The sequence below is a fragment of the Brevibacterium sp. genome (assembly GCF_031179145.1).
GTDB lineage: Bacteria > Actinomycetota > Actinomycetes > Actinomycetales > Brevibacteriaceae > Brevibacterium.
In genome coordinates this window covers 38,284-57,717 of the sequence record NZ_JAPSIB010000011.1, presented here as the reverse complement: position 1 = coordinate 57,717, position 19,434 = coordinate 38,284, and the positions used below count along the sequence as shown (strand labels likewise).

18 protein-coding genes and 1 pseudogene are annotated in these 19,434 nt (G+C 67.2%); 8 read left to right on the top strand and 11 right to left on the bottom strand.

Annotated elements, in window-relative coordinates:
* The 5 genes and pseudogenes from RIT73_RS09735 to RIT73_RS09715 form a co-directional block, all read right to left on the bottom strand.
* Window positions 1-618, bottom strand: a pseudogene (locus RIT73_RS09735) (alpha/beta fold hydrolase); the annotation flags it as partial.
* Between the two features lie 361 nt (window positions 619-979).
* Entirely contained in the window at window positions 980-2,473 is a 1,494-nt protein-coding gene (locus tag RIT73_RS09730; RefSeq protein ID WP_309131876.1) for a lyase family protein, read from the bottom strand.
* A gap of 66 nt (window positions 2,474-2,539) precedes the next feature.
* Window positions 2,540-3,157 carry a protocatechuate 3,4-dioxygenase subunit alpha gene (gene pcaG, locus RIT73_RS09725; RefSeq protein WP_309131875.1) on the bottom strand — a complete coding sequence of 206 codons (618 nt, stop codon included), beginning with the start codon at window positions 3,155-3,157 and terminating at the stop codon, window positions 2,540-2,542.
* Window positions 3,150-3,950: a protocatechuate 3,4-dioxygenase subunit beta gene (gene pcaH / locus RIT73_RS09720; RefSeq protein WP_309131874.1), complete on the bottom strand. Its 801-nt coding sequence runs from the start codon at window positions 3,948-3,950 to the stop codon at window positions 3,150-3,152. Before pcaH ends, pcaG begins: the two co-directional genes overlap by 8 nt.
* 103 nt (window positions 3,951-4,053) lie before the next feature.
* Complete coding sequence (locus RIT73_RS09715; RefSeq protein ID WP_309131873.1) at window positions 4,054-5,238, bottom strand: 4-hydroxybenzoate 3-monooxygenase; 1,185 nt, start codon at window positions 5,236-5,238, stop codon at window positions 4,054-4,056.
* 379 nt (window positions 5,239-5,617) lie between these two features.
* Here RIT73_RS09715 and RIT73_RS09710 point away from each other — a divergent pair, with 379 nt between their 5' ends.
* Together RIT73_RS09710 and RIT73_RS09705 are read left to right on the top strand one after the other, a co-directional pair.
* Window positions 5,618-6,673 (top strand): YeeE/YedE family protein, encoded by a 1,056-nt coding sequence (locus tag RIT73_RS09710; protein WP_309131872.1) that lies wholly within the window; start codon window positions 5,618-5,620, stop codon window positions 6,671-6,673.
* The gene (locus RIT73_RS09705; protein WP_309131871.1) at window positions 6,670-6,894 is read left to right on the top strand and encodes a sulfurtransferase TusA family protein; all 225 of its coding nucleotides are present in this window, start codon (window positions 6,670-6,672) and stop codon (window positions 6,892-6,894) included. Before RIT73_RS09710 ends, RIT73_RS09705 begins: the two co-directional genes overlap by 4 nt.
* A 41-nt stretch (window positions 6,895-6,935) precedes the next feature.
* Here the strand turns inward: RIT73_RS09705 and RIT73_RS09700 are convergent, their stop codons facing one another.
* On the bottom strand, window positions 6,936-7,964 hold the full coding sequence (locus RIT73_RS09700; protein ID WP_309131870.1) for a class II glutamine amidotransferase: 1,029 nt from the start codon (window positions 7,962-7,964) through the stop codon (window positions 6,936-6,938).
* A gap of 453 nt (window positions 7,965-8,417) precedes the next feature.
* Between RIT73_RS09700 and RIT73_RS09695 the strand changes: the two genes are divergently transcribed.
* Together RIT73_RS09695 and RIT73_RS09690 are read left to right on the top strand one after the other, a co-directional pair.
* Window positions 8,418-8,951, top strand: a complete 534-nt coding sequence (locus RIT73_RS09695) for an O-acetyl-ADP-ribose deacetylase (protein WP_309131869.1) — start codon at window positions 8,418-8,420, stop codon at window positions 8,949-8,951.
* Between the two features lie 8 nt (window positions 8,952-8,959).
* Window positions 8,960-9,664, top strand: a complete 705-nt coding sequence (locus RIT73_RS09690; protein ID WP_375294992.1) for an SDR family oxidoreductase — start codon at window positions 8,960-8,962, stop codon at window positions 9,662-9,664.
* A gap of 56 nt (window positions 9,665-9,720) precedes the next feature.
* Here RIT73_RS09690 and RIT73_RS09685 read toward each other — a convergent pair whose 3' ends face one another.
* The 3 genes from RIT73_RS09685 to RIT73_RS09675 all read right to left on the bottom strand — a co-directional run bounded on the left by RIT73_RS09685 (window position 9,721) and on the right by RIT73_RS09675 (window position 11,344).
* Entirely contained in the window at window positions 9,721-10,143 is a 423-nt protein-coding gene (locus RIT73_RS09685) for an organic hydroperoxide resistance protein (RefSeq protein ID WP_309131868.1), read from the bottom strand.
* Window positions 10,144-10,301: 158 nt separating this feature from the next.
* Window positions 10,302-10,490, bottom strand: a complete 189-nt coding sequence (locus tag RIT73_RS09680) for a hypothetical protein (RefSeq protein ID WP_309131867.1) — start codon at window positions 10,488-10,490, stop codon at window positions 10,302-10,304.
* 98 nt (window positions 10,491-10,588) lie between these two features.
* Window positions 10,589-11,344: a glucose 1-dehydrogenase gene (locus RIT73_RS09675; protein ID WP_309131866.1), complete on the bottom strand. Its 756-nt coding sequence runs from the start codon at window positions 11,342-11,344 to the stop codon at window positions 10,589-10,591.
* A 201-nt stretch (window positions 11,345-11,545) separates the two neighbouring features.
* Between RIT73_RS09675 and RIT73_RS09670 the strand changes: the two genes are divergently transcribed.
* Window positions 11,546-12,118, top strand: coding sequence for a dihydrofolate reductase family protein (locus RIT73_RS09670; protein WP_309131865.1), 573 nt, complete (start codon window positions 11,546-11,548; stop codon window positions 12,116-12,118).
* A 40-nt stretch (window positions 12,119-12,158) separates the two neighbouring features.
* Window positions 12,159-12,434 (top strand): DUF2277 domain-containing protein, encoded by a 276-nt coding sequence (locus RIT73_RS09665; protein WP_309131864.1) that lies wholly within the window; start codon window positions 12,159-12,161, stop codon window positions 12,432-12,434.
* A gap of 157 nt (window positions 12,435-12,591) precedes the next feature.
* On the opposite strand, the gene RIT73_RS09660 is transcribed toward RIT73_RS09665, so the two are convergent.
* Window positions 12,592-15,231 carry an ATP-dependent Clp protease ATP-binding subunit gene (locus tag RIT73_RS09660; RefSeq protein WP_309131863.1) on the bottom strand — a complete coding sequence of 880 codons (2,640 nt, stop codon included), beginning with the start codon at window positions 15,229-15,231 and terminating at the stop codon, window positions 12,592-12,594.
* A 107-nt stretch (window positions 15,232-15,338) separates the two neighbouring features.
* Complete coding sequence (locus RIT73_RS09655) at window positions 15,339-16,112, bottom strand: IclR family transcriptional regulator (RefSeq protein ID WP_309131862.1); 774 nt, start codon at window positions 16,110-16,112, stop codon at window positions 15,339-15,341.
* A 130-nt stretch (window positions 16,113-16,242) separates the two neighbouring features.
* Here RIT73_RS09655 and mdlC point away from each other — a divergent pair, with 130 nt between their 5' ends.
* Complete coding sequence (mdlC, locus tag RIT73_RS09650) at window positions 16,243-17,928, top strand: benzoylformate decarboxylase (protein ID WP_309131861.1); 1,686 nt, start codon at window positions 16,243-16,245, stop codon at window positions 17,926-17,928.
* Window positions 17,928-19,391: a benzaldehyde dehydrogenase gene (locus RIT73_RS09645; RefSeq protein WP_309131860.1), complete on the top strand. Its 1,464-nt coding sequence runs from the start codon at window positions 17,928-17,930 to the stop codon at window positions 19,389-19,391. Before mdlC ends, RIT73_RS09645 begins: the two co-directional genes overlap by 1 nt.
* Window positions 19,392-19,434 lie beyond the last annotated feature (43 nt).

Sequence of the window (19,434 nt, the reverse complement as noted above, 5' to 3'; positions counted from 1 at the left end):
GAGGTGGGCGGCGCCCTCGATGATTTCGAGCAGACCGCTTCGGACCCCGTTGGCGATCTCGACGAGTTTGGTCGGGGGAGTCGGCTGGTCCTCGGAGCCGGCGACGGCGAGCACTGGGAGGGTGATCTCCGGCAGGCGATCGCGCACGTCGAAGGAGGCCAGGGCATGACAGAGTGCCGCGTAGGAGAAGCGGTCGGCGTCCTGAAGTGAGTGGAGCAGCGCCGCTGAGGCCTCGGGTTCCCGGTCCATGAAACCGGGCCCGAACCACCGCTGGGCCGAGCCGACCACCTGGGTGGGAGTTCCCGACGTCGCGACGAGCTCGGCGCGTTCGACCCAGGCGTTGGACTCGCCGATCTGCGCCCCGGTGCAGAAGACGGCCACGTGACTGAACCGCTCACTGTGGTCGAGGGCCAGCTGCAGGGCGATCGCCCCGCCGATCGAATCCCCGGCCAGCGCGACCTGCGGAAGTGCGCCCTGGGGCGATTGACCCTGTGCCGATCTGCCCTGTCTCGGGTCACCTTGTCCCGGTTCGGCCTGGCCGGGTTCGGGATCGGTGCCGACCACGTCGGGCAGGACGCGGTCGATCGTTGCGAGGACCGCCTCGGCGAGGTCACTCATCGTCAGGGAGGCAACCGCAGGCGCCCCTGCGGGGACGCCTGCGGTTGCCTGCACCGGTGCCGAGCGCCCATGGCCGGGCAGGTCGATGCCGATGACCGTGGAGCTCGGGCTCATCTGCCCGAATGCCGTCGCTGCGCGCTGCCAGAGCGCGGTGACCGAGGTTCCGAGCGAGGGGAGCACGACGAGCACCTCAGGCACTGTGCCGGGGGATGCATTCGTGGACGCGGGCGGGCGGCCTGATGTCGTATTCGCGGACGCGGGGCCTGCCGCGGAATCCGCGGACGCCGCGGCAGCCGGAGTAGTCGAGAACTCGGTTCCGAACTGATTCGGAGCGGCGAGGACTGTTGCTGTGAGGTCCAATTCAGAACGCCTTCGGGTCGGAGAACAGCGGATCGGAGAACTGCGAGTCGGGGAACAGCGGATCGGTGGCAGCCGGAGCCGCCTCGGAGATGGACCGAAGGATGGATCGGCGGATCTCCTCCGCGTCGCCGAGGTAGTTCTCCGGTCTCAGCAGCTCCTCGATCTCGCCACGGGAGGGCGCATCGCCTTCTGCGGTGCCCGGCTGCACTTCGGCGGTGTCCGGCTGCTCTGCGGCGGCCGAGCGCAGAGCCTTCTCGAGCTCGTCTGCGGCGTCACCTCCGGATTCTCGCGCAGCGGCGAGGGCATCTTGGATCTGCGCTTTGCTCAGGCGGCCGGCGAGGGCGATGGAGAGCCGTTCGCTGATGATTCCGGGGCTCGCGGCGTCGACATTGCGGCGCATCGCCTCGGTGTCGGCGGAGAGCCCGGCGATCATCGCCTCGAGGAGCGACAGCGACGATCTCGACAGTGTGAGCAGTTCGGCCAGGGCGGGCCATTCCGCGTGCCAGGCGCCGTCGGAGCGCTCCTCGACGGATTCGGCGGTGGCCGTGGCCAGCGTTGCCAGGGCGGCAGGTGCTCGCATCCCGTTGCGGTGGAGCAGGACCGCAGTGGTGGGGTTGAGCTTGTGCGGCATCGCGGAGGACCCGCCGGTGGCGGACAGGGCGATCTCGCCGATCTCGGGCCGGACGCCGATGAGGACATCGCGGGCGATCGTCGAACACACGCTCACGCACTGCGCGAGATGCGAGCCCCAATGGAGCACGCGCACCCGGTTGCCGTGCCAAGGGACCGGCGGATCCGCGAGGGCGGCGTCCGGTCCTCGCAGCTGCACGTGGAACTCCCGCAGCAGCGTCTCGGTCGACTCGCCGGCGAACTCCCTGATCGCCGCGCGAGTGCCGGCCGCACCACCGACCTGCACCGCGTCGACGACCGGTGCGAGGGTGAGCACGTCGTGGACCTCCGCGGCCCAGTTGGCCGCCCGCAGGCCGAAGGTCGTCGGCAGCGCCGGCTGGGTCAGGGTCCGCGCCAGGCACAGAGCCGAAGCGTACCTCTCGGAGAGTTCGGCCAGGGAATCGCAGATGACTCCGAGGGCCGCGATGTTGCCCCGAACGATCCGGGAGACGAGCAGGCCGAACGCCGAGTCGAGGACGTCCTGACTCGTCAGACCGCGATGGAGAGCGCGGGACGCCTCGGGCCCGAGGCCGTCGCGCACGATCGTGAGGAACGGGATGACCGGGTTCCCGCCGCTCTCGGCCGCTTCGGCCAAGTCCTCGAGCCCGGTGCCGTCGGACAGGCGCGACCGGATGGCCGCGTCGATCCCGGCGATCGCCTCGGCGCGGACGTCCTCACCGATGAGTCCGGCCCGCGACTGCGCCTCCACCCACGCCGCTTCGACCTCCCCGAGCGCGGAGACGAGCGCGGCATCGTTGACGGCTTCCGCCCCGCGCAGGTCACCCGGGGCGAACAGCAGTCGCGTCGGCGGAGTCGGGTCATTCATGTCTGTCCACTCTCGCTTCTCAGTCCTCGTCGGTCTCTGTCCCCGTCGATCTCAGTTCGCCGGTCCTCAGTCCCCGTGGCCCGGGAACCGGAGGAAAGGCGTTTCGTCCTCACCCTGCAACCGTATGTCGAATCGCAGGGATCCGTCAGCTTCGCGGGTCGCGATGAGCCGGTCTCGTTCGGCCGGGCCGAGGGAGGCCAGGAAAGGGTCGGCCGCCAGCGCCTCGGTGTCCTCGGGCAGGTAGATCCGGGTGAAGAGCCGGTTGAGCAGGCCGCGGGCGAAGATCACGACGCTGATGAAAGCAGGCTTGCCCGCCTCGGTGGGGCCGGGGTTGAGCGTCGAGAAGCTGAACCGACCTTCGGGGTCGACGGCGGCGCGGCCGAAGCCGGTGAATGTGAACCCGTCACGGCGCAGGGAGCCGGTCGCCCGGGAGATCGTGCCCGACTCGTCCGGCTGCCAGATCTCGAGGAGCGAATCGGGAACCGGGACCCCGGCGCCGTCGTAGACGACGCCGTGGAGCTGGACCGCCCCGGCGGAGCCGGCGGGAACCAGTTCGCTGTCACCCGGGAAGGGCAGAGCGTAGCCGTAGAATGGTCCGACGGTCTGGCCGGGGGTGGCGGTGAGGTCGCGAGTGGCGGTGTCACCTGCGACGGCGCCGATGCTGGCGGGGTTCTGCTCAGTCATGGTCCTCTTCTTCCATCCAGGTCCGGTTGCTGCCGGTGAGCACGATGTCCCAGTTGTAGCCCATGAGGAATTCGTGTTCGGTGATGTCGTGGTCGTAGGTGGCGACGAGGCGGTCGCGGGCCTTCTGGTCGGTGATCGACTGGTAGATCGGGTCGAGTGCGAACAGCGGGTCGCTCGGGAAGTACATCTGGGTGATCATGCGCTGGGTGAACTCGGACCCGAAGAGGGAGAAGTGGATGTGCGCGGGCCGCCAGGCGTTGTGGTGGTTCTTCCACGGATAGGGTCCGGGCTTGATCGTCGTGAACGAGTAGGAGCCGTCCGGTCCGGTCAAGGTGCGACCGACACCGGTGAAGTTCGGGTCGATCGGGGCAGGATGCTGATCGCGTTTGTGGATGTAGCGTCCGGCCGCATTGGCCTGCCAGATCTCGACGAGCTGACCGGCCACGGGACGGCCGTCGCCGTCGAGGACGCGACCGGTGACCCGGATGCGCTCGCCGATCGGCTCCCCACCGGCCTGGACGGTCAGGTCGGACTCCAGAGTGCCGATGTCGCGGTGGCCGAATGCGGGGGAGAGGAGTTCGATGGTCTCCGGGTCGGCGTGCCTGGGATCCTTCGTGGGATGGCGCAGCAGTGAGGAGCGGTAGGGAGGGTAGTCGAGTCGCGGCTGCGTCTCGGCGGGTTTCCCGGCCGCGACTGCGGCGGAGTGGGAGGCTTCGATCTCCTCGATCTCTGCGCTCAGCGTCGCCTGGGACTCGGCGGCATCGTCGGGGCCCGAGAGCTTCTGTGCACCCATGGTCGCACCTTTCGGTCAGTGGGAGAGCTGATGGTCTGTCGGTGGGAGAGCTGATGGTCTGTCGGTGGGAGAGCTGATGGTCTGTCAGTGGATGGAGCCGTGGTCAGCCATTGGGCCACCCGGTGTAGCACTCGGCGAGGTACCGGCGGCCGTGGTCGGAGTCGAGCATGGAACGGAGTTCGCCGAGGCTGCGGCGGGACTCGAACGCGTCCTGGTTCTCATCGGTGTGGAGCATCCTGGTCATCTGGTAGGAGAAGTTCTGCGCTTTCCACACGCGATTCGTCGCGGCCCGCGAATAGCCGGCCAGCGCCTCGGCGTCGGAGTCCTTGAGCGCGGCGATCAGGGCCGGGGCGAGGACGGAGACGTCGGCGAAGGCGAGATTGAGTCCCTTCGCGCCGGTCGGCGGGACGGTGTGGGCGCTGTCGCCGGCGAGGAAGAGCGACCCGTGCTGCATGGGTTCATGGACGGCGGAGCGGAACGGCAGGACGGTCTTGTCGATGATCGGCCCGGTCTTGAGCTCGAAGCCGTCGGGCCCGGCGACGCGATCCTGCAGCTCACTCCAGATCCGGTCGTCGGACCAGTCGGTGACCGCGGTGTCGGGGGAGGTCTGGAAGTACATCCGCTGGACCGAGTCGCTGCGCTGGGAAATGAGTGCGAAGCCGCGTTCGGAGCGGGAGTAGATGAGCACCTCGTGGCTGGGCGGAGCCTCGCAGAGGATCCCGAACCAGGCGAAGGGATACTCGTGGAAGAACTTCTCCTTCCTCTCCGCCGGGATCATCGCCCGGCACGGGCCGCGGGAGCCGTCGGCGCCGACGACATAGCGGGCGCTGATGCGCAGGTCCTCGCCGTCTGCGGTGACGGCGCGGACCCAGGGGCGGTCGGTGTCGATGTCGCCGAGGCGGGTGTCGGTGACCGAGAAGAACGTCGGCCGTGAGGTGCGGGCGCGGGCGGCAGCGAGGTCGACGAAGATCTCGTTCTGCGGGTAGAGCCACACGGATTCCCCGATGAGACTGGGGAAGTCGAGGAGATGGCTGACACCGTCGATGCGGATGTCGATCCCGTCGTGCCGGTGGCCCTCGGTGAGGACCCGGGAGTCGATGCCGTCCGCTCCGAGCATGCGCACCGACCCGGCTTCGAGGATTCCGGCACGATGGGTGTGAGCGATGTCGTCATGACTGCGGTTGTCGACGACCACCGAGTCGATGCCTGCATTGTGCAGCAGGTGGGCGAGCATGAGGCCGGCGGGACCGGCTCCGACGATGGCAACATCGGTGTGAAGTTCTGGCACCTGGGCCTCCTTGCCTGACGGGGTGAGTCCAGTGTGCTCCGCACCACTGACACAAGGCGACATAGTTTTCATTCAATGGGAAACTTGGTCATTCGATCGCCGAGGCGGCCGGGCGGCCCGGCGGCCGGCCCTCGAGCGCGCAGCACCGGGCGGCCCTCGGGCGCGCAGCACCGGCCCGATTTCGGAGTGCTGTGCGAGGTGAATCCGTCCACTGCCCCTGACTGCTCAACATTCGAACGCCTTCGAGTGCCGTCGGCGCACGGTTCATCGCGCATGACCCCGGATGACGACGGGTTGACTGTTGAGCAATCTGGATATCACAATGTTCATTGTTTCGTGATCGACACCCGATCGCGATCCACCGACAGAAAGCAGTCCCATGATCGTCACCGGATTGGTGGTTGGACTGGTGCTCGGATTCGTCTTCCAGCGAGGACGATTCTGCGTCACCGGCGCCTTCCGCGACCTCACCCTGACCGGCAACACCCGCTGGTTCTCAGCCCTCATCGTGCTCATCGCCGTCCATTCGGCAGGCCTGTTCCTGCTGGGCACCCTCGGCGTCATCACGCTCGAGGAATCGGCATTCCCGTGGCTGGCGTCCATCCTCGGCGGCCTGATCTTCGGCTTCTCGATGGTCCTGGCCGGCGGCTGCGCCACGGGCACCTATTATCGCGCCGGTGAGGGACTCGTCGGCAGCTGGTTCGCTCTCATCTTCTACGCCCTCGTTGCCGCGGTGATGAAGACCGGGCCGGGGGCCGAGCTGACGACCGGCCTGCGCTCGATCACTGTCGAGAACGGCACTCTGCAGTCGAGTACGGGGCTGAGCCCCTGGGTGTTCGTCGCCGTCATCGCAGCCATTGCGATCGCTCTCACCGTCCACCACCGGCGAAAGCAGACAGTTCCTCTGGCGACACTCCCGCCGCGGAAGACCGGGATCGCCCACCTGCTCACCGAGAAGCGCTGGAACCCGTTCGCGACAGCCGCCGTCATCGGTGTCATCGCGACGATCGCCTGGCCGTTGTCGGCGGCGACCGGACGCAACTCCGGGCTGGGAATCACGACCCCCTCGGCGAATCTGAGCACCTACCTCACGACGGGGGACAGCTCTCTCATCGACTGGGGCGTCATGCTCGTCATCGGCATCCTGGTCGGATCGTTCATCGCGGCGAAGGCGTCGGGGGAATTCAGGATTCGGATCCCGGACAAGGACACCGTCATCAAATCGATCCTCGGCGGAACCGGCATGGGAGTGGGCGCGGCCATCGCCGGAGGCTGCACCGTCGGCAATGCCATGGTCTCGACGGCCCAGTTCGAGTACCAGGGGTGGGTTGCCACGTTCTTCATGATCGTCGGCGCCGGAATCGCAGTGAAGACGACCATTCGTACACGACAGCAGACGGCCGCGCCGGCGGTCGCAGAAAGCAGGAGCGCATGAAGCAGGTACTGGAGACCACCGGGCTCGTCTGCCCGTTCCCCCTCGTCGAGGCGAAGGATGCGATGCAGACGCTCGAGTCCGGCGATGAGCTCGTCATCAACTTCGACTGCACGCAGGCGACCGAGTCGATCCCGCAGTGGGCGGCCGAGAGCGGTTACCCCGTCACCCACTTCGACCGGACCGGGGACGCGAGCTGGACGATCACCGTTCAGAAGGCCTGAGCGCGCCGTCCGACGCCCCGCCGTCCGACACCCCGCCGGCTTCAGAGTCGCACGATCGTCTCCGACCCCGCGGTCAGGGGCAGGCGCATCGCCGTGTTCTGCTCGATGAGCCTCCACCCCTTGTGTTCGAGGCCCGATGAGGACACGATCATGGCGTCCGAGGGGAGCTGCTGCCAGCTCATCCGGTAGTAGTGGTCCTCGTGGTCAAGGGGCAGCCTGCCGCCGAGGGGGCCCGTGTCGAAATGATCGTAGGGGATTGCGGTGCCTGCGGTGGCGTGGACGACGATCATCTCCTGCCTGGTCAGGAGCAGGAGGTTCATCCCGGGGTGGTCGAAGACGTCGCGGAGCATCCGGACTGTCGCGACCGTGGCCATGAGCAGGCCCTCGCCCTGTGAGATCCTGCGGAGGATGAGGGCGAAGACGATCGCGGTGTCGGTGGTGCCGCCCACCTCGGCGAGCTCTACAGGCGTGACGAACTCGCGCAGCCGTTCGACTGGATGGATGGAGCCGTTGTGCGCCAGAGCGATGCCGCGGGCGAGGAAGGGGTGGGTGTTCTCCACGAGCTCGGCCATGCCGGTCGTCGCCATCCGCAGATGAGTGATGCGCCCCGTGGCCCGGTCATTGTCGAGGACGGCAGTCAGGCGCGGATCATCGGCGCCATGATCCGGGGTGCGGAATCGCTTCACCCCGTCAGTCTGCTCCGAGATCCATGCGGTGCCCCAGCCGTCGTCGTGGAGCAGGCCCAGATCCTGCCATCGGCGGCATTCGTCCCGGCCGATGAGATCTGCCGCGCTCACCGGACTGGGGGAGACGTGCCCGAGAAGCCTGCAGATACCAACCGCCTTCCTCGCCTGGTCCCAGGTTGCGTCGGCCACCAGGGTCTGCTCCAGAGCAGGCACGCGGTTCAGCGCCAGGTGCGCGAGCGCTCTTCCCGCGCCGAGGCGAGAGCAGGTGAGGCGAGAGCAGGTGAGGCACGGAAGATCGTCCTCGGTCCTCGACAGGCCGCGGACTCCGAGGATCGCAGGCCTCGACAGGCCTCGGACTCCGAGGAAGTAGTTGAAATCGCGCACGACACCGACTTGTGGTCGAATTCCCTGGGATTTTCGACCGCAACCTGGGCTCGTGCGCGATTTCAACCATTTTTTCGGGGGTTCAGCCGCCCGCGTCTACGCGCGGACCCGACATGCGAAGACCACCAGAGACGGCGAAGAAGCTCCGCGACTGTTAGCGATAGTCTGACCGACACTCGTTGTGTTAAGTGTTAGTCAGGCATGGAGGTCGGGCAGCCTGTCGTCAAGGTGGGCTTCGTCGAGCGGATTCTCGGTGTGAACCAAGTGACCGCACAGCGTGCACTGAGCACCTTGGCGAAGCGAGGGCTCTTGGTTGAAAGCAGCGGGCGTTCGCGATATCGGATCTGGCGACAACCTGAGCTTCTCGCGGTGCTCGACGAGTATGCGAGCACGATCAGACGCGCAGAACAGCCACCCCGCCGAGCCAACGTGTCCTCGCTACACTCGGAAAGTATGAAGATCACGGTGCTCGAAGGCGATATCACCGCGGCTGACGTCGACGCGATCGTCAACGCCGCGAACTCGAGTCTGCTCGGCGGCGGTGGCGTCGACGGGGCGATTCATCGCGCGGCCGGTCCCGCACTCCTCGAAGAATGCCGAGAGGTCAGACGGACGAAGCACGTGCGTGGCCTGCCGCCCGGCGAGGCGGTCGCGACGGGCGGCGGAAACCTCAAGGCCGAGTGGGTGATCCACACCGTGGGTCCGAACCGGCACCAGGGTCAGACCGACCCCGCGATCCTCGAATCGTGCTTCTCGTCGAGCCTTGACCTTGCCGCCGAGGTGGGTGCGAGGTCGGTGGCGTTCCCTGCGATCGGAGGTGGAGTGTATGGCTGGTCGCCTCGTGACGTCGCCGAGGCGGCTCACCGCGCCATTGTCACTGGCCGTGGCGAGGGGCGCTGGGAGGAGATCGAGGACGTCCAGTTCGTGCTCTTCCACGAGACCATGACGAGCGTCTTCTGCCAGGTCTTCGACCACGACCAGTGGTGACTGCTTCGATGACCGTTGAGGAGAGTTCGACCATGCCGCTCGCGCTGATCACCGGTGCGGGACGACCGGGCAACATCGCCTCGGCGATCGTGCCGCGCCTGCAGGACGACGGCTGGGACGTCGTCACAAGCGATGTTGTCACAAGCGAGGCGATCGACGTCGACTATCTCTGTGACCTGTCCCAGGCTGAAGCGCCTGGGGAGCTGATCGCCGCGGTCACGCGCGAGCGAGGACCGATCAGCGCGCTGATTCTCAGCCACGCCCACGACGTCGAATCCGGAATCCACGACACCACAGCCGAGAGCTTCGATGCCCACATGAACGTCAACGCCCGAGCGAGCCTGCTGCTCATCGCGGCGTTCGCGCGGCAGATTCCAGCAACGGGCGGGGCGATCGTGGCCTTCACAAGCGACCACACGACGGGGAACCTGCCCTACGGGGCGTCGAAGGCGGCGCTCGACCGCATCGTCATCTCTGCTGCCAGTGAGCTCGGTCCGGTGGGGATCTCGGCGAACGTCGTCAATCCCGGGCCGATCGACACCGGGTGGATGGAGGGGGAGCTGCGTGAGGCGCTGACACCTCATCACCCGCTGGGCAGATTGGGCACGCCCGCCGATATCGCTGCTGTCACCGCGTTTCTCGTCTCGGACGAAGGCCGCTGGATCACAGGGCAGCTCCTCCATGCCGACGGCGGGTTCTCCGCACGGATCTGAGCGACAGCACGAGAGCCCCGACAGATCGTCGGGGCTCTCCTCGGCTCGTGTGCGTCTCAGATGGCGGTGACTTCGACAGGGATGTTTCCCTTGACCGCCTTCGAGTACGGGCACAGCTCATGAGTCCGGTCGACCAGCTTCTGAGCTGTATCGTGATCGACGTCCGGAATCGAGACCTTCAGCTTGACGGACAGGCCGAAGCTCTCGCCTTCCTTCCCGATTCCGACCTCGCTGTTGACGACCGATTTCGCGGTGTCGACGCCCATCTCCTTGCCGGCCAGCCCCAACGCACTCTGGAAGCATGCTCCGTAGCCGACGGCGAAGAGCTGCTCGGGATTCGTGCCGCCACCGGGCCCGCCCTGCTCTTTGGGCGTCCGCAGGGTGACGTCGACGGCCTTGTCGTCGGTGGCGCCGTGGCCGTCTCGTCCTCCGGTGATCTCTGCTTTGGCCGTGTACGCGATGTTCTCGGGAGTCTTCATCTGCCTTCTCATCTTCGTCGGGATTCGCTGACCTGACTGTTCGTCGACCCCGCGCAAGCGGCTGACGACCTGTGAGCACTGTTGGTGTCGGCAATTGTGATCGGGCAGCCCTCGGTTCTGATCGTCCGGGCCGGATCCCAGTTGCTGACCGTTCGGGGTCAGCCCCTGGTTCTGTCTTTCGACCTGAAAGCGGCCTTGATGAGCCCGTAGATGACGACGGCGACCACGACCACGATCGCGAGTTTGACGAGGAACCATGTCACGGACAGCACGACATTCACCACCCACAACGCGACGATGACGGCGATGACTGCGCCGACAGTGCTCCACATCGTGCTCTTCCTCATGGCCCCATCGTAGGCATCGACGGTTTCCCGGGGCAATGACCGTCGGGTGCCGCACTCCGATCCCCGGTTCTCGCAGTCCCGAGGCTCGGAGTGAGTCCTCACACCGCGGTGTACCCGCCGTCGATGAGGTAGTAGCCGCCGGTGATGAAGGAGGCGTCCGAGGAAAGCAGGAAGCTCACGAGGTGGGCGACCTCCTCGGCGGTTCCCAGTCGCCCGAGCGGGTGCTTGGCCTTCAGCTGATCGAGGGCGTCGGCCGGGAGCTGCTCGAGCAGCGGGGTGCTGATGTACCCGGGCCCCACGGCGTTGATGCGCAGTCCCTGCGGACCGTATTCGGCTGCGGCGTTCTTGGTGATGCCGACGACGCCGTGCTTGGCCGCGGTGTAGGCGCCGTTGCCGATGGCGGCGACCATTCCGTGGATGGACGCCATGTTGACGATCGCGCTGTCAGCGGCTCCGGCCTTGAGCATCTCGGGAATCTGGTGGCGCATCCCGTAGAGCACGCCGTTGAGGTTGATGTCGATGACCTTGTCCCAGGCGTCGAGGTCGGTTTCGCCGACCGGTGCCTGCGGTCCACCGATTCCGGCATTGTTCACCGCCAGGTTGAGGGCGCCGTAGGTGTCGACGGCGAACTGGACGACCTTTGCGGAGTCCTCCTTCACACTGGTGTCCTGCTCGATCGCCGAGGCGGTGCCGCCGCTGTCGGTGATCTCCTTGGTGACTCGCTGCGCGGCGTCGAGGTTGATGTCGGTGACGACGACCTTCGCGCCCTTGGCTGCCAGGTCCTTGCTGATCGCTTCTCCGAGACCGGATCCTCCGCCGGTGACGAGTGCGACCTTGCCGGTGAAATCTGCCATGTCGATTGCCTTCCTGTTGTCTGGATCAGAGTCCGATGTTCGAGGCTCTCACTGGGTCAACACGGACGACGAGCCGAAGATTTCGTTCCGTCGATCACCCGCTCGACACTCCGCTCCGCGCTGCCCTTGAGTCCGCGGCCACGGGATGCTTGAATGGAATATGCAGTTGCAGAATGCAATCACATAATCGAGGGGGAAACCATGGGCAAGGTCGCCTGGGGGTTCACATGTTCCATCGATGGGTTCATCGCCGGGCCCGGTCACGACATGTCATGGCTGTCGGCAGCTGAACCGATGACCGAAGGCACAACGGAGGACCTGGCCGCGAAGGTCGCCGTCATCATCTCCGGTCGCGCCGGTTATGACGCCGCGAAGGCACAGGTCGACGATCGCGACGAAATGACGTCCGAGGCGTATGGCGGGGCGTGGTCGGGAACGGAGTTCGTCCTCACCCACCGGCCCGAGGAGCTGGCCGGCGATCCGCGGGTGACCGCGCTCGACTGCTCCGTGGTCGAAGCGATCGACCGGGCCCAGCAGATCGCGGGGGAGCGCGACATCCAGATCATCAGCGCCGACATCGCCCGCCAGGCTCTCGAGCACGACCTCATCGATGAACTTCAGGTTTTCGTCGCCCCCGTGTTCCTCGGCGACGGGGTCAGGATCTTCGACGTCCCGGGCGGGCGTCGAGTGGACTGGGAACTCGTCGAGATCGACGAGGTGAATCGGCGCAGCTTCGCCCGCACCTACCGACCGAAAGGGCGAGGCGATGCCTGAAGCTCTGGTCCGCGTCAGCACCGCGGCGTACGGTTGAGGCATGTGCAGAAACATCAGGACCCTGCATAATTTCGCACCGGCTGCCACGAGCGAGGAAGTTCACGCGGCGGCACTGCAGTACGTGCGCAAGATTGCGGGCACGACGAAACCGTCCAAAGCCAATGTCGAGGCGTTCGACCAGGCCGTCGAGGAGGTCGCCCACATCACCCAGCACCTCCTCGACTCCCTGGTGACGACCGCCCCGCCGAAGAACCGTGAGGAGGAAGCGGAGAAGAAGCGAGCGAAGGCGCTCGCCTCAGGACGCTACGACCGCTGAGTGCAGCCCGTCCAGGGAGCAGTGCCGAGCGCACGTGCACAGCAGACAGACCCGGACGCATGAGACAGGCCCGGGCCGGAGAATCACTCCGTCCCGGACCTTCATCCGCCTCGGCGTTCAGCCAGCCACGTTCAGCCAGTCGAAATTGACTGCTGCCTCAGGCGGCCACGGACTCACGGACAGCCCGCGCCTCAACACGCAGCTGCTCGTCGGCGACGGTCACCACGACCGATCCGCCCTCGTCGAGCGCCTCGGTGACGAGGAGATCGGCGATGCGGTCGTCGAGCTCGCGCTGGATCACCCGACGCAGCGGACGGGCGCCGAACTCCGGTTCGTATCCGGTCTCGGCCAGCCAGTCGACGGCGGCCTCGGAGACCTCGAGTCGGATGTCCTGCGCAACCAGCCGCTCACGCGAACGTTCCAGCTGCTGGCCGACGATGACGCGCAGCTGCTCACGGTCAAGCCTGGAGAACATCACGGTGTCATCGATCCGGTTGAGAAATTCCGGACGCATGACCTCCTTGAGCCGTCCCATCACCTTGGCCCGCAGGTCCTTCTCCGTCACGGTCGCATCCGCCGAGGTGAACCCGAGCGGGGTGCTGCCGGACATGAACTCCGAACCGAGGTTGCTCGTCATGATCACGACCGTGTTCCTGAAGTCCACGGTGCGTCCCTGCCCGTCGGTGAGCCGACCGTCGTCGAGCACCTGCAGCAGCAGGTTGAACGCATCCGGGTGGGCCTTCTCCACCTCGTCGAGCAGGATCACCGAGTACGGACGCCGGCGCACCTGCTCGGTGAGCTGACCCGCCTCGTCGTAGCCGACGTATCCCGGAGGGGCACCGACCAGGCGAGACACCGTGTGCCGCTCCCCGAACTCGCTCATGTCGAACCGGATCATCGCCGACTCGTCGTCGAAGAGCGTGGCCGCCAGCGCCTTGGCAAGTTCGGTCTTGCCCACGCCCGTGGGACCGAGGAACAGGAAGCTGCCGATCGGCCGATCCGGATCACCCATGCCGGTCTGGTTGCGGCGGATCGCCCGCGCAACCGCGGTCACGGCATCGTCCTGACCGATCACCCGCTGGTGCAGTTCCTCTTCCAGCTTCGCCAGCCGCGCCTTCTGACCTTCGGTCATCCGTGCGGCGGGAATGCCGGTCGCGCGGGCGACGACCTGAGCGATCTGCTCGGCGTTGACGACGCCCCCAGAACCGAGGCTCGTGGAACCGACGTTTGCCGAGGCGCTGGAACCGGAGCTCGCCGAGGTGGTGCCGGGCTGAGCTGCTGGCCCCGGCTGAGGGCCGGACTCGGGCCGGATCGCCGCCTCGAGCTGCTCATTCACACTCGCGATCTCGTCACGGATCTCACCGGCCCGTTCGTAGTCCTCGACCTGGATGGCGGCGTTCTTCTCCGCCTCCAGCTCGGCGAGCTTCACCTGCAGAGCCGCGGTGTCCACGGCGGGTCCACGATGCAACGACAGCCGGGCACCGGCCTGGTCGATCAGGTCGATGGCCTTGTCGGGCAGGAACCTGTCGGTGATGTAGCGATGGGACAGTCGAACGGCCGCCTCGATGGCCTCGGGCGTGTAGGTCACACCGTGGTGCTCGGCGTAGCGATCCTTGAGCCCGTCGAGGATCGTCACGGCGTCCTCGACGCTGGGCTCACCGACGGTGACCGGCTGGAACCGGCGCTCGAGGGCCGAGTCCTTCTCGATCGTGCGGTACTCCTTGAGCGTGGTGGCGCCGACGAGCCGCAGCTCTCCGCGAGCCAGCCTCGGCTTGAGGATGTTGCCCGCGTCCATCGAGTTCGACTCTCCGCTGCCACCGGCGCCGACGAGCGTGTGCAGCTCATCGACGAAGACGATCATGTTGCCGTCGGAGGCGATCTCATCGAGAGCGCCGGTCAGTCTCTCCTCGAAGTCGCCGCGGTAGCGGGTGCCGGCGAGCATGCCCGGCAGGTCGAGGGAGATGACTCGCTTGCCGGCGATCTGGGCGGGAACCTCACCGGACTGAATGGCCTGCGCCAGGCCTTCGACGATCGCGGTCTTGCCCACACCGGCCTCGCCGATGAGCACGGGATTGTTCTTCGTCCGCCGAGCGAGGATCTCGATGGTCTGCTCGATCTCTTGCGAGCGGCCGATCACCGGGTCCAGGCGCCCCTCGGCGGCCAGGGCTGTGAGGTCCGTGCCGAACTTCTCGAGCACCGAATCCTCGGCGCCCGATTCGCCGCCGTGGTCGGACTGCGCGGTCCCCGGGTTGCCGGCTCCCGCCTCGGCGGCGGCCTGCGCTCCCGCCTGGAGCGACGCCTGGGTCACGCCTGCCTGAGCCAGGAGGCGGCCGGCGGGCATCTCCTGATTGAGGACGAACGCGAAGAAGATGTGCTCGGGGTCGATGTAGGTCGAGCCGAACGCCCGGGCGACCTGGTAGGCGTCAAGCAGTGCGCGCTGGGCGGAGCCGGTCAGCGCCAGCGCGCCCTCCGCCGCGTTGCCCGTCGAGGCCGGCAGTCGCTCCTCAGCGGCGCGAGCGATCGCCTTGGGGTCGGCGCCCGCCTGTCGGATGGTGGCGGCGCCGGGATCGGACTCGGTCATCACCCGCAGGATGTGCAGGGCGTCGACCTCAGTCTGACCGTGCTCCTTGGCGAATGCGCCGGCGCGGTCGATGACCTCGTGACTGCGCTTGCTGAGCAGGCGATTGATGTTGACGGGACGACCCTGACGAGCACCAGTCTGACCCTGGAGGAGGCGTGCGAGGAACTCGTCGAACGAGTCCGAACCGGAACCGGCAGAACCGAAGAATGCAGCCAATTTACCCTTCCTTCGAAAGTTGAGTGTACCTGACTCAATAAACGAAGGGAGGGGTGGACTTATTCCCGCCAGTCCACAAACAGCGTCTCGGTCCACAGCGAAACTTCTCAGTCCACGACGAACTTCCCCTGCGCCTCGAGGTCCTTCGTGATCCTCGCCGAAGCGGTGCGCAGCGCTGACATGATCGTCGGTACCCCGATGTTGTCCTCGGCATCGACCACGACGCCGAGGGCGGCGATCACCATCTCGTCGGGCCCGAACACGGGCACGGCGATGCCTGTGGTGCCCTCATCGATGTGCCCGACGAGCTCCGCGAAGTGGTAGGTGCGGATGGTCGAGAGCATCCGCCGCAGCTGCGCCGGATCGGTCGTCGTGTTCGGTGTGAACGCGGTCAGGTCTCCGCGCAGGTAGGCTTCGCGCACATGCCTGGGGGCGTGGGCGAGCAGTACCAGACCGCACGAGGACGCATGGGCCGGCAGGCGTCCGGCGGTCTTCGACCGGTGGATCACCGCGGTCGGCGCCGACATCCGCTCGATGAAGAGCACCTCCCGTTCGCGCAGGATCCCCAGCTGCGTGTTCTCGCCGACGAAGCTGTGGACGGCCATCATGTGGGGCCGGGCGACGGTCGCCAGATCGACGGCGTCCGAGGCGCGGTTCGCCAGCTCCCACATCCCGACTCCGATCCGCAGCCGCCCGCCCGGCTCGCGCTGGAGTAGGTTGTGGCGCATCATGTCCCCGATCAGGCGGTAGGCCGTCGACTTCGGCAGATGAGCCCGGGCGGCGAGTTCGTCGGTGCTCAGGCTGGGGTGGTCGGGGTCGAATGCGGCGAGGACCCGGACCAGTCGGTCGATCATCGAGTCACCCGAGGGAGAGTTCGCCATGACGGAATCGTAGCCCCCATCGCTGGCTTCTCTCAATGAATGAGAACTCCGTGGCTTCACGTGGTCGCCGTCACTATCGTGAGCAGTCGACGGTCCCTGCACCCAACTCGCTGCGAAGGAGCAGATGTCCATGACGACAGTCACCGTGCGCCACGCGGTCCATGAGCTCATGTCCTTCCATGGAATGACCTGCGTATTCGGCAACCCCGGCTCCAACGAACTGCCCTTCCTCAAGGACCTCCCCGCCCGCTACCTCCTCGGCCTCCACGAAGCCACCGCCGTGGCCATGGCCGACGGCTACTCGCAGATCACGAAGCGACCGGCCCTCATCAACCTCCATGCCGCGTCCGGAACCGGCAACGGTCTGGGTGCGCTGACGAACTCGGTGATCTCCCGCTCCAAACTCGTCATCACCGCCGGTCAGCAGGTCCGCGACATGGTGGGCCCCGAGGTCATGCTCGCCAATGTCGACGCCGCTGCCCTGGCCAAACCACTCGTCCACCAGTCACTCGAACCGCTGAGCGCCGCCGACGTCCCGCGGGCCTTCTCCCAATCCGTGTTCGCCGCCGAGGACGGGCCCGTCTACCTCTCCGTGCCCTACGACGACTGGGACGCCGAGGTGCCCGCCGCCCTCATCTCCCAGCTCTCCCGCCGCGTCGCCTCCGGCCAGACCACCGACCCGGGCATGATCGCCGAACTCCACGAGAAGCTGAGAGATGCTTCGTCCCCGGCGCTCGTCCTCGGACCCGACGTCGACGATGAGAAGGCCTGGGAATCCTCCATCGCCCTCGCCGAGGCGCACGACCTCCCCGTCTGGGCGGCGCCGTCCCTGTCGCGGCTGCCCTTCCCCAACCAGCACCCGCTCTTCCTCGGTGTCCTGCCCGCAGGAATCGCCCCCATAGCCGAGATCCTCGGGGCCCATGACCTGGTGCTCGTCATCGGCGCTCCCGTCTTCCGGTATCACCAGTGGATGCCAGGGGAGTACCTGCCCGAGTCCACGGAGCTCATCCAGATCGGCACCGATGCCAAGGCTGCCGCCCGTGCGCCGTTCGGTGACGCCCTCATCGCCGATCCCATCGAGGTCATCCGTGCCCTCGCCGAGGCGGCCGGAAGCATCGCGTCAACTTCGCCGGCCACGCCACCGCGCGCGGCCATGCCGCCGGCGGCCACCTCGGCGGTCGAGGGGGTCCTCCATCCGGAGGAGGTCTTCGCGACTCTGCGCGAGACGATGCCGGGCGACACCCGGTTCGTCGTCGAGTCGACCTCCACGAACGCGGCCTTCTGGGCGCAGATGGACCTCACGCATCCCGGGTCCTACTTCTTCCCGGCATCCGGTGGGCTCGGCTGGGGACTGCCCGCCTCGCTGGGCGTGGCCCTCGCCGATCCGCAGCGCCCGGTCGTCGCGATCATCGGGGACGGTTCGGCCCATTACTCGATCTCCGCGCTGCGCACGGCCGTGACCGAGGACATCCCGGTCGTCGTCGTCCTCCTGCGCAACGGCACCTACGGGGCGCTCGACTGGTTCGCCGACATGCTCGGCGTCGACAAGGCCCCCGGCCTCGACCTCGGGGCCGTCGACTTCGTCTCCATCGCCCGCGGCTACGGGATGGAGGCGGCCCACGCCGCGTCGGCCTCGGAGCTTGCGAACCTGGTCGCCGAGGCGGGTGTCCGTGAGCGAGACCGCGGGCTGCCGACGTTCATTGAGGTCGACACGGAGAAGACCCGGCCGGAGAGACCGGCAGACGACACGCCACGGGCCGACGAGAACGAGCAGTCCGAACAGACCCAATCCGACGATGAACAGGGAGAACAGTGATGAGCGCAAACAGTTTCCTCGGCACCGACTGGCACGGCAAGATCTTCATCGGCAGCTGGAGCGGTGGCGGCTCCGACACCTATGACGTCATCGAACCCGCCACCGGTGAGACGCTGGCCCGCCTGGGCACCGCGAACGGCTTTGCCGTCCGGGCAGCCGCCACCCGCGCCGCTGCGGCCCAGAAGGAGTGGGCTCGGACGACGCCGGCCGAACGCGCGGCGGTGCTGCGCCGGGCCGCAGCCCTGTGGGCCGAGAACGCCGAGGAGATCGCCGGCTGGATCGTGCGCGAAGCCGGCTCGATCCCCGCCAAGGCCGAACTCGAAGTGAGCACGGCCGAGCAGATCTGCTACGAATCCGCCGGTCTGCCCAGCCATCCCAAGGGGCAGGTGCTGACCTCGAATGAGCCGCGGTGGTCGTTCTCCCGCCGGGTCCCGGCCGGGGTCGTGTCCGTCATCGCGCCGTTCAACTTCCCCCTCATCCTGTCGATCCGGTCCGTCGCCCCGGCACTCGCCCTGGGCAACGCGGTGCTGCTCAAACCGGATCCGCGCACCGCGGTCTGCGGAGGAGTGGCCCTGGCCCGGGTCTTCGCCGAGGCGGGCCTGCCCGAGGGGCTCCTGCAGGTCCTGCCCGGCGGCTTGGAGGCGGGCGAAGCCGTCGTCACGGCTCCCGAGGTCTCCGTCATCTCCTTCACCGGTTCCACGGCTGCCGGCCGGAAGGTCGGGGAGACCGCCGGCCGCCTCCTCAAACGCGTCCACCTCGAACTCGGCGGGAACAACGCTCTCGTCGTCCTGCCGGGTGCCGATGTCGAGGCAGCCACCTCGGCGGGGGCCTTCGGCTCCTGGATGCACCAAGGACAGATCTGCATGACCACGGGACGTCACCTCGTCCACGATTCGATCTACGACGAGTACGTCGAGGCGCTCGCCGCCCGGGCCCGGAACCTGCCCGTCGGCGACCCCGCCAAGGAACAGGTGGCCCTGGGGCCGATCATCGACGAGAACCAGCGCATCCGGGTCCGCGACATCATCGACAAGGCCCAGGCCGACGGTGCCCGACTCGTTGCCGGCGGGGCGGGTGAGGGAGCGTTCGTCCCACCCACGGTCCTCGCCGAGCTCTCACCGTCGAACCCTGCCTGGACGCAGGAGATCTTCGGACCCGTCGCTCCCGTGGGCCGGTTCTCCACGCTGGATGAAGCCGCTGACCTCGTCAATGCGAGCGAGTACGGACTGTCTCTGGGCATCCTCGGCGACGTCGGCACGGCGCTCGAGCTCGCGGACCTCGTCGACACCGGCAAAGTCCACATCAACGAGCAGACCGTCTCCGACGAGGCCAACGTGCCCTTCGGCGGGATGAAGGACTCCGGCAACGGCTCGCGATTCGGGGGTGCAGAAGCCAATATCGAGGCCTTCACCGAGACCCAGTGGATCACGATGCGCTCGCAGATCGCCCCCTACCCCTTCTGACCACCCCAGACTGTCCGTTGGTCGAAAATCCTCGACCGAACTC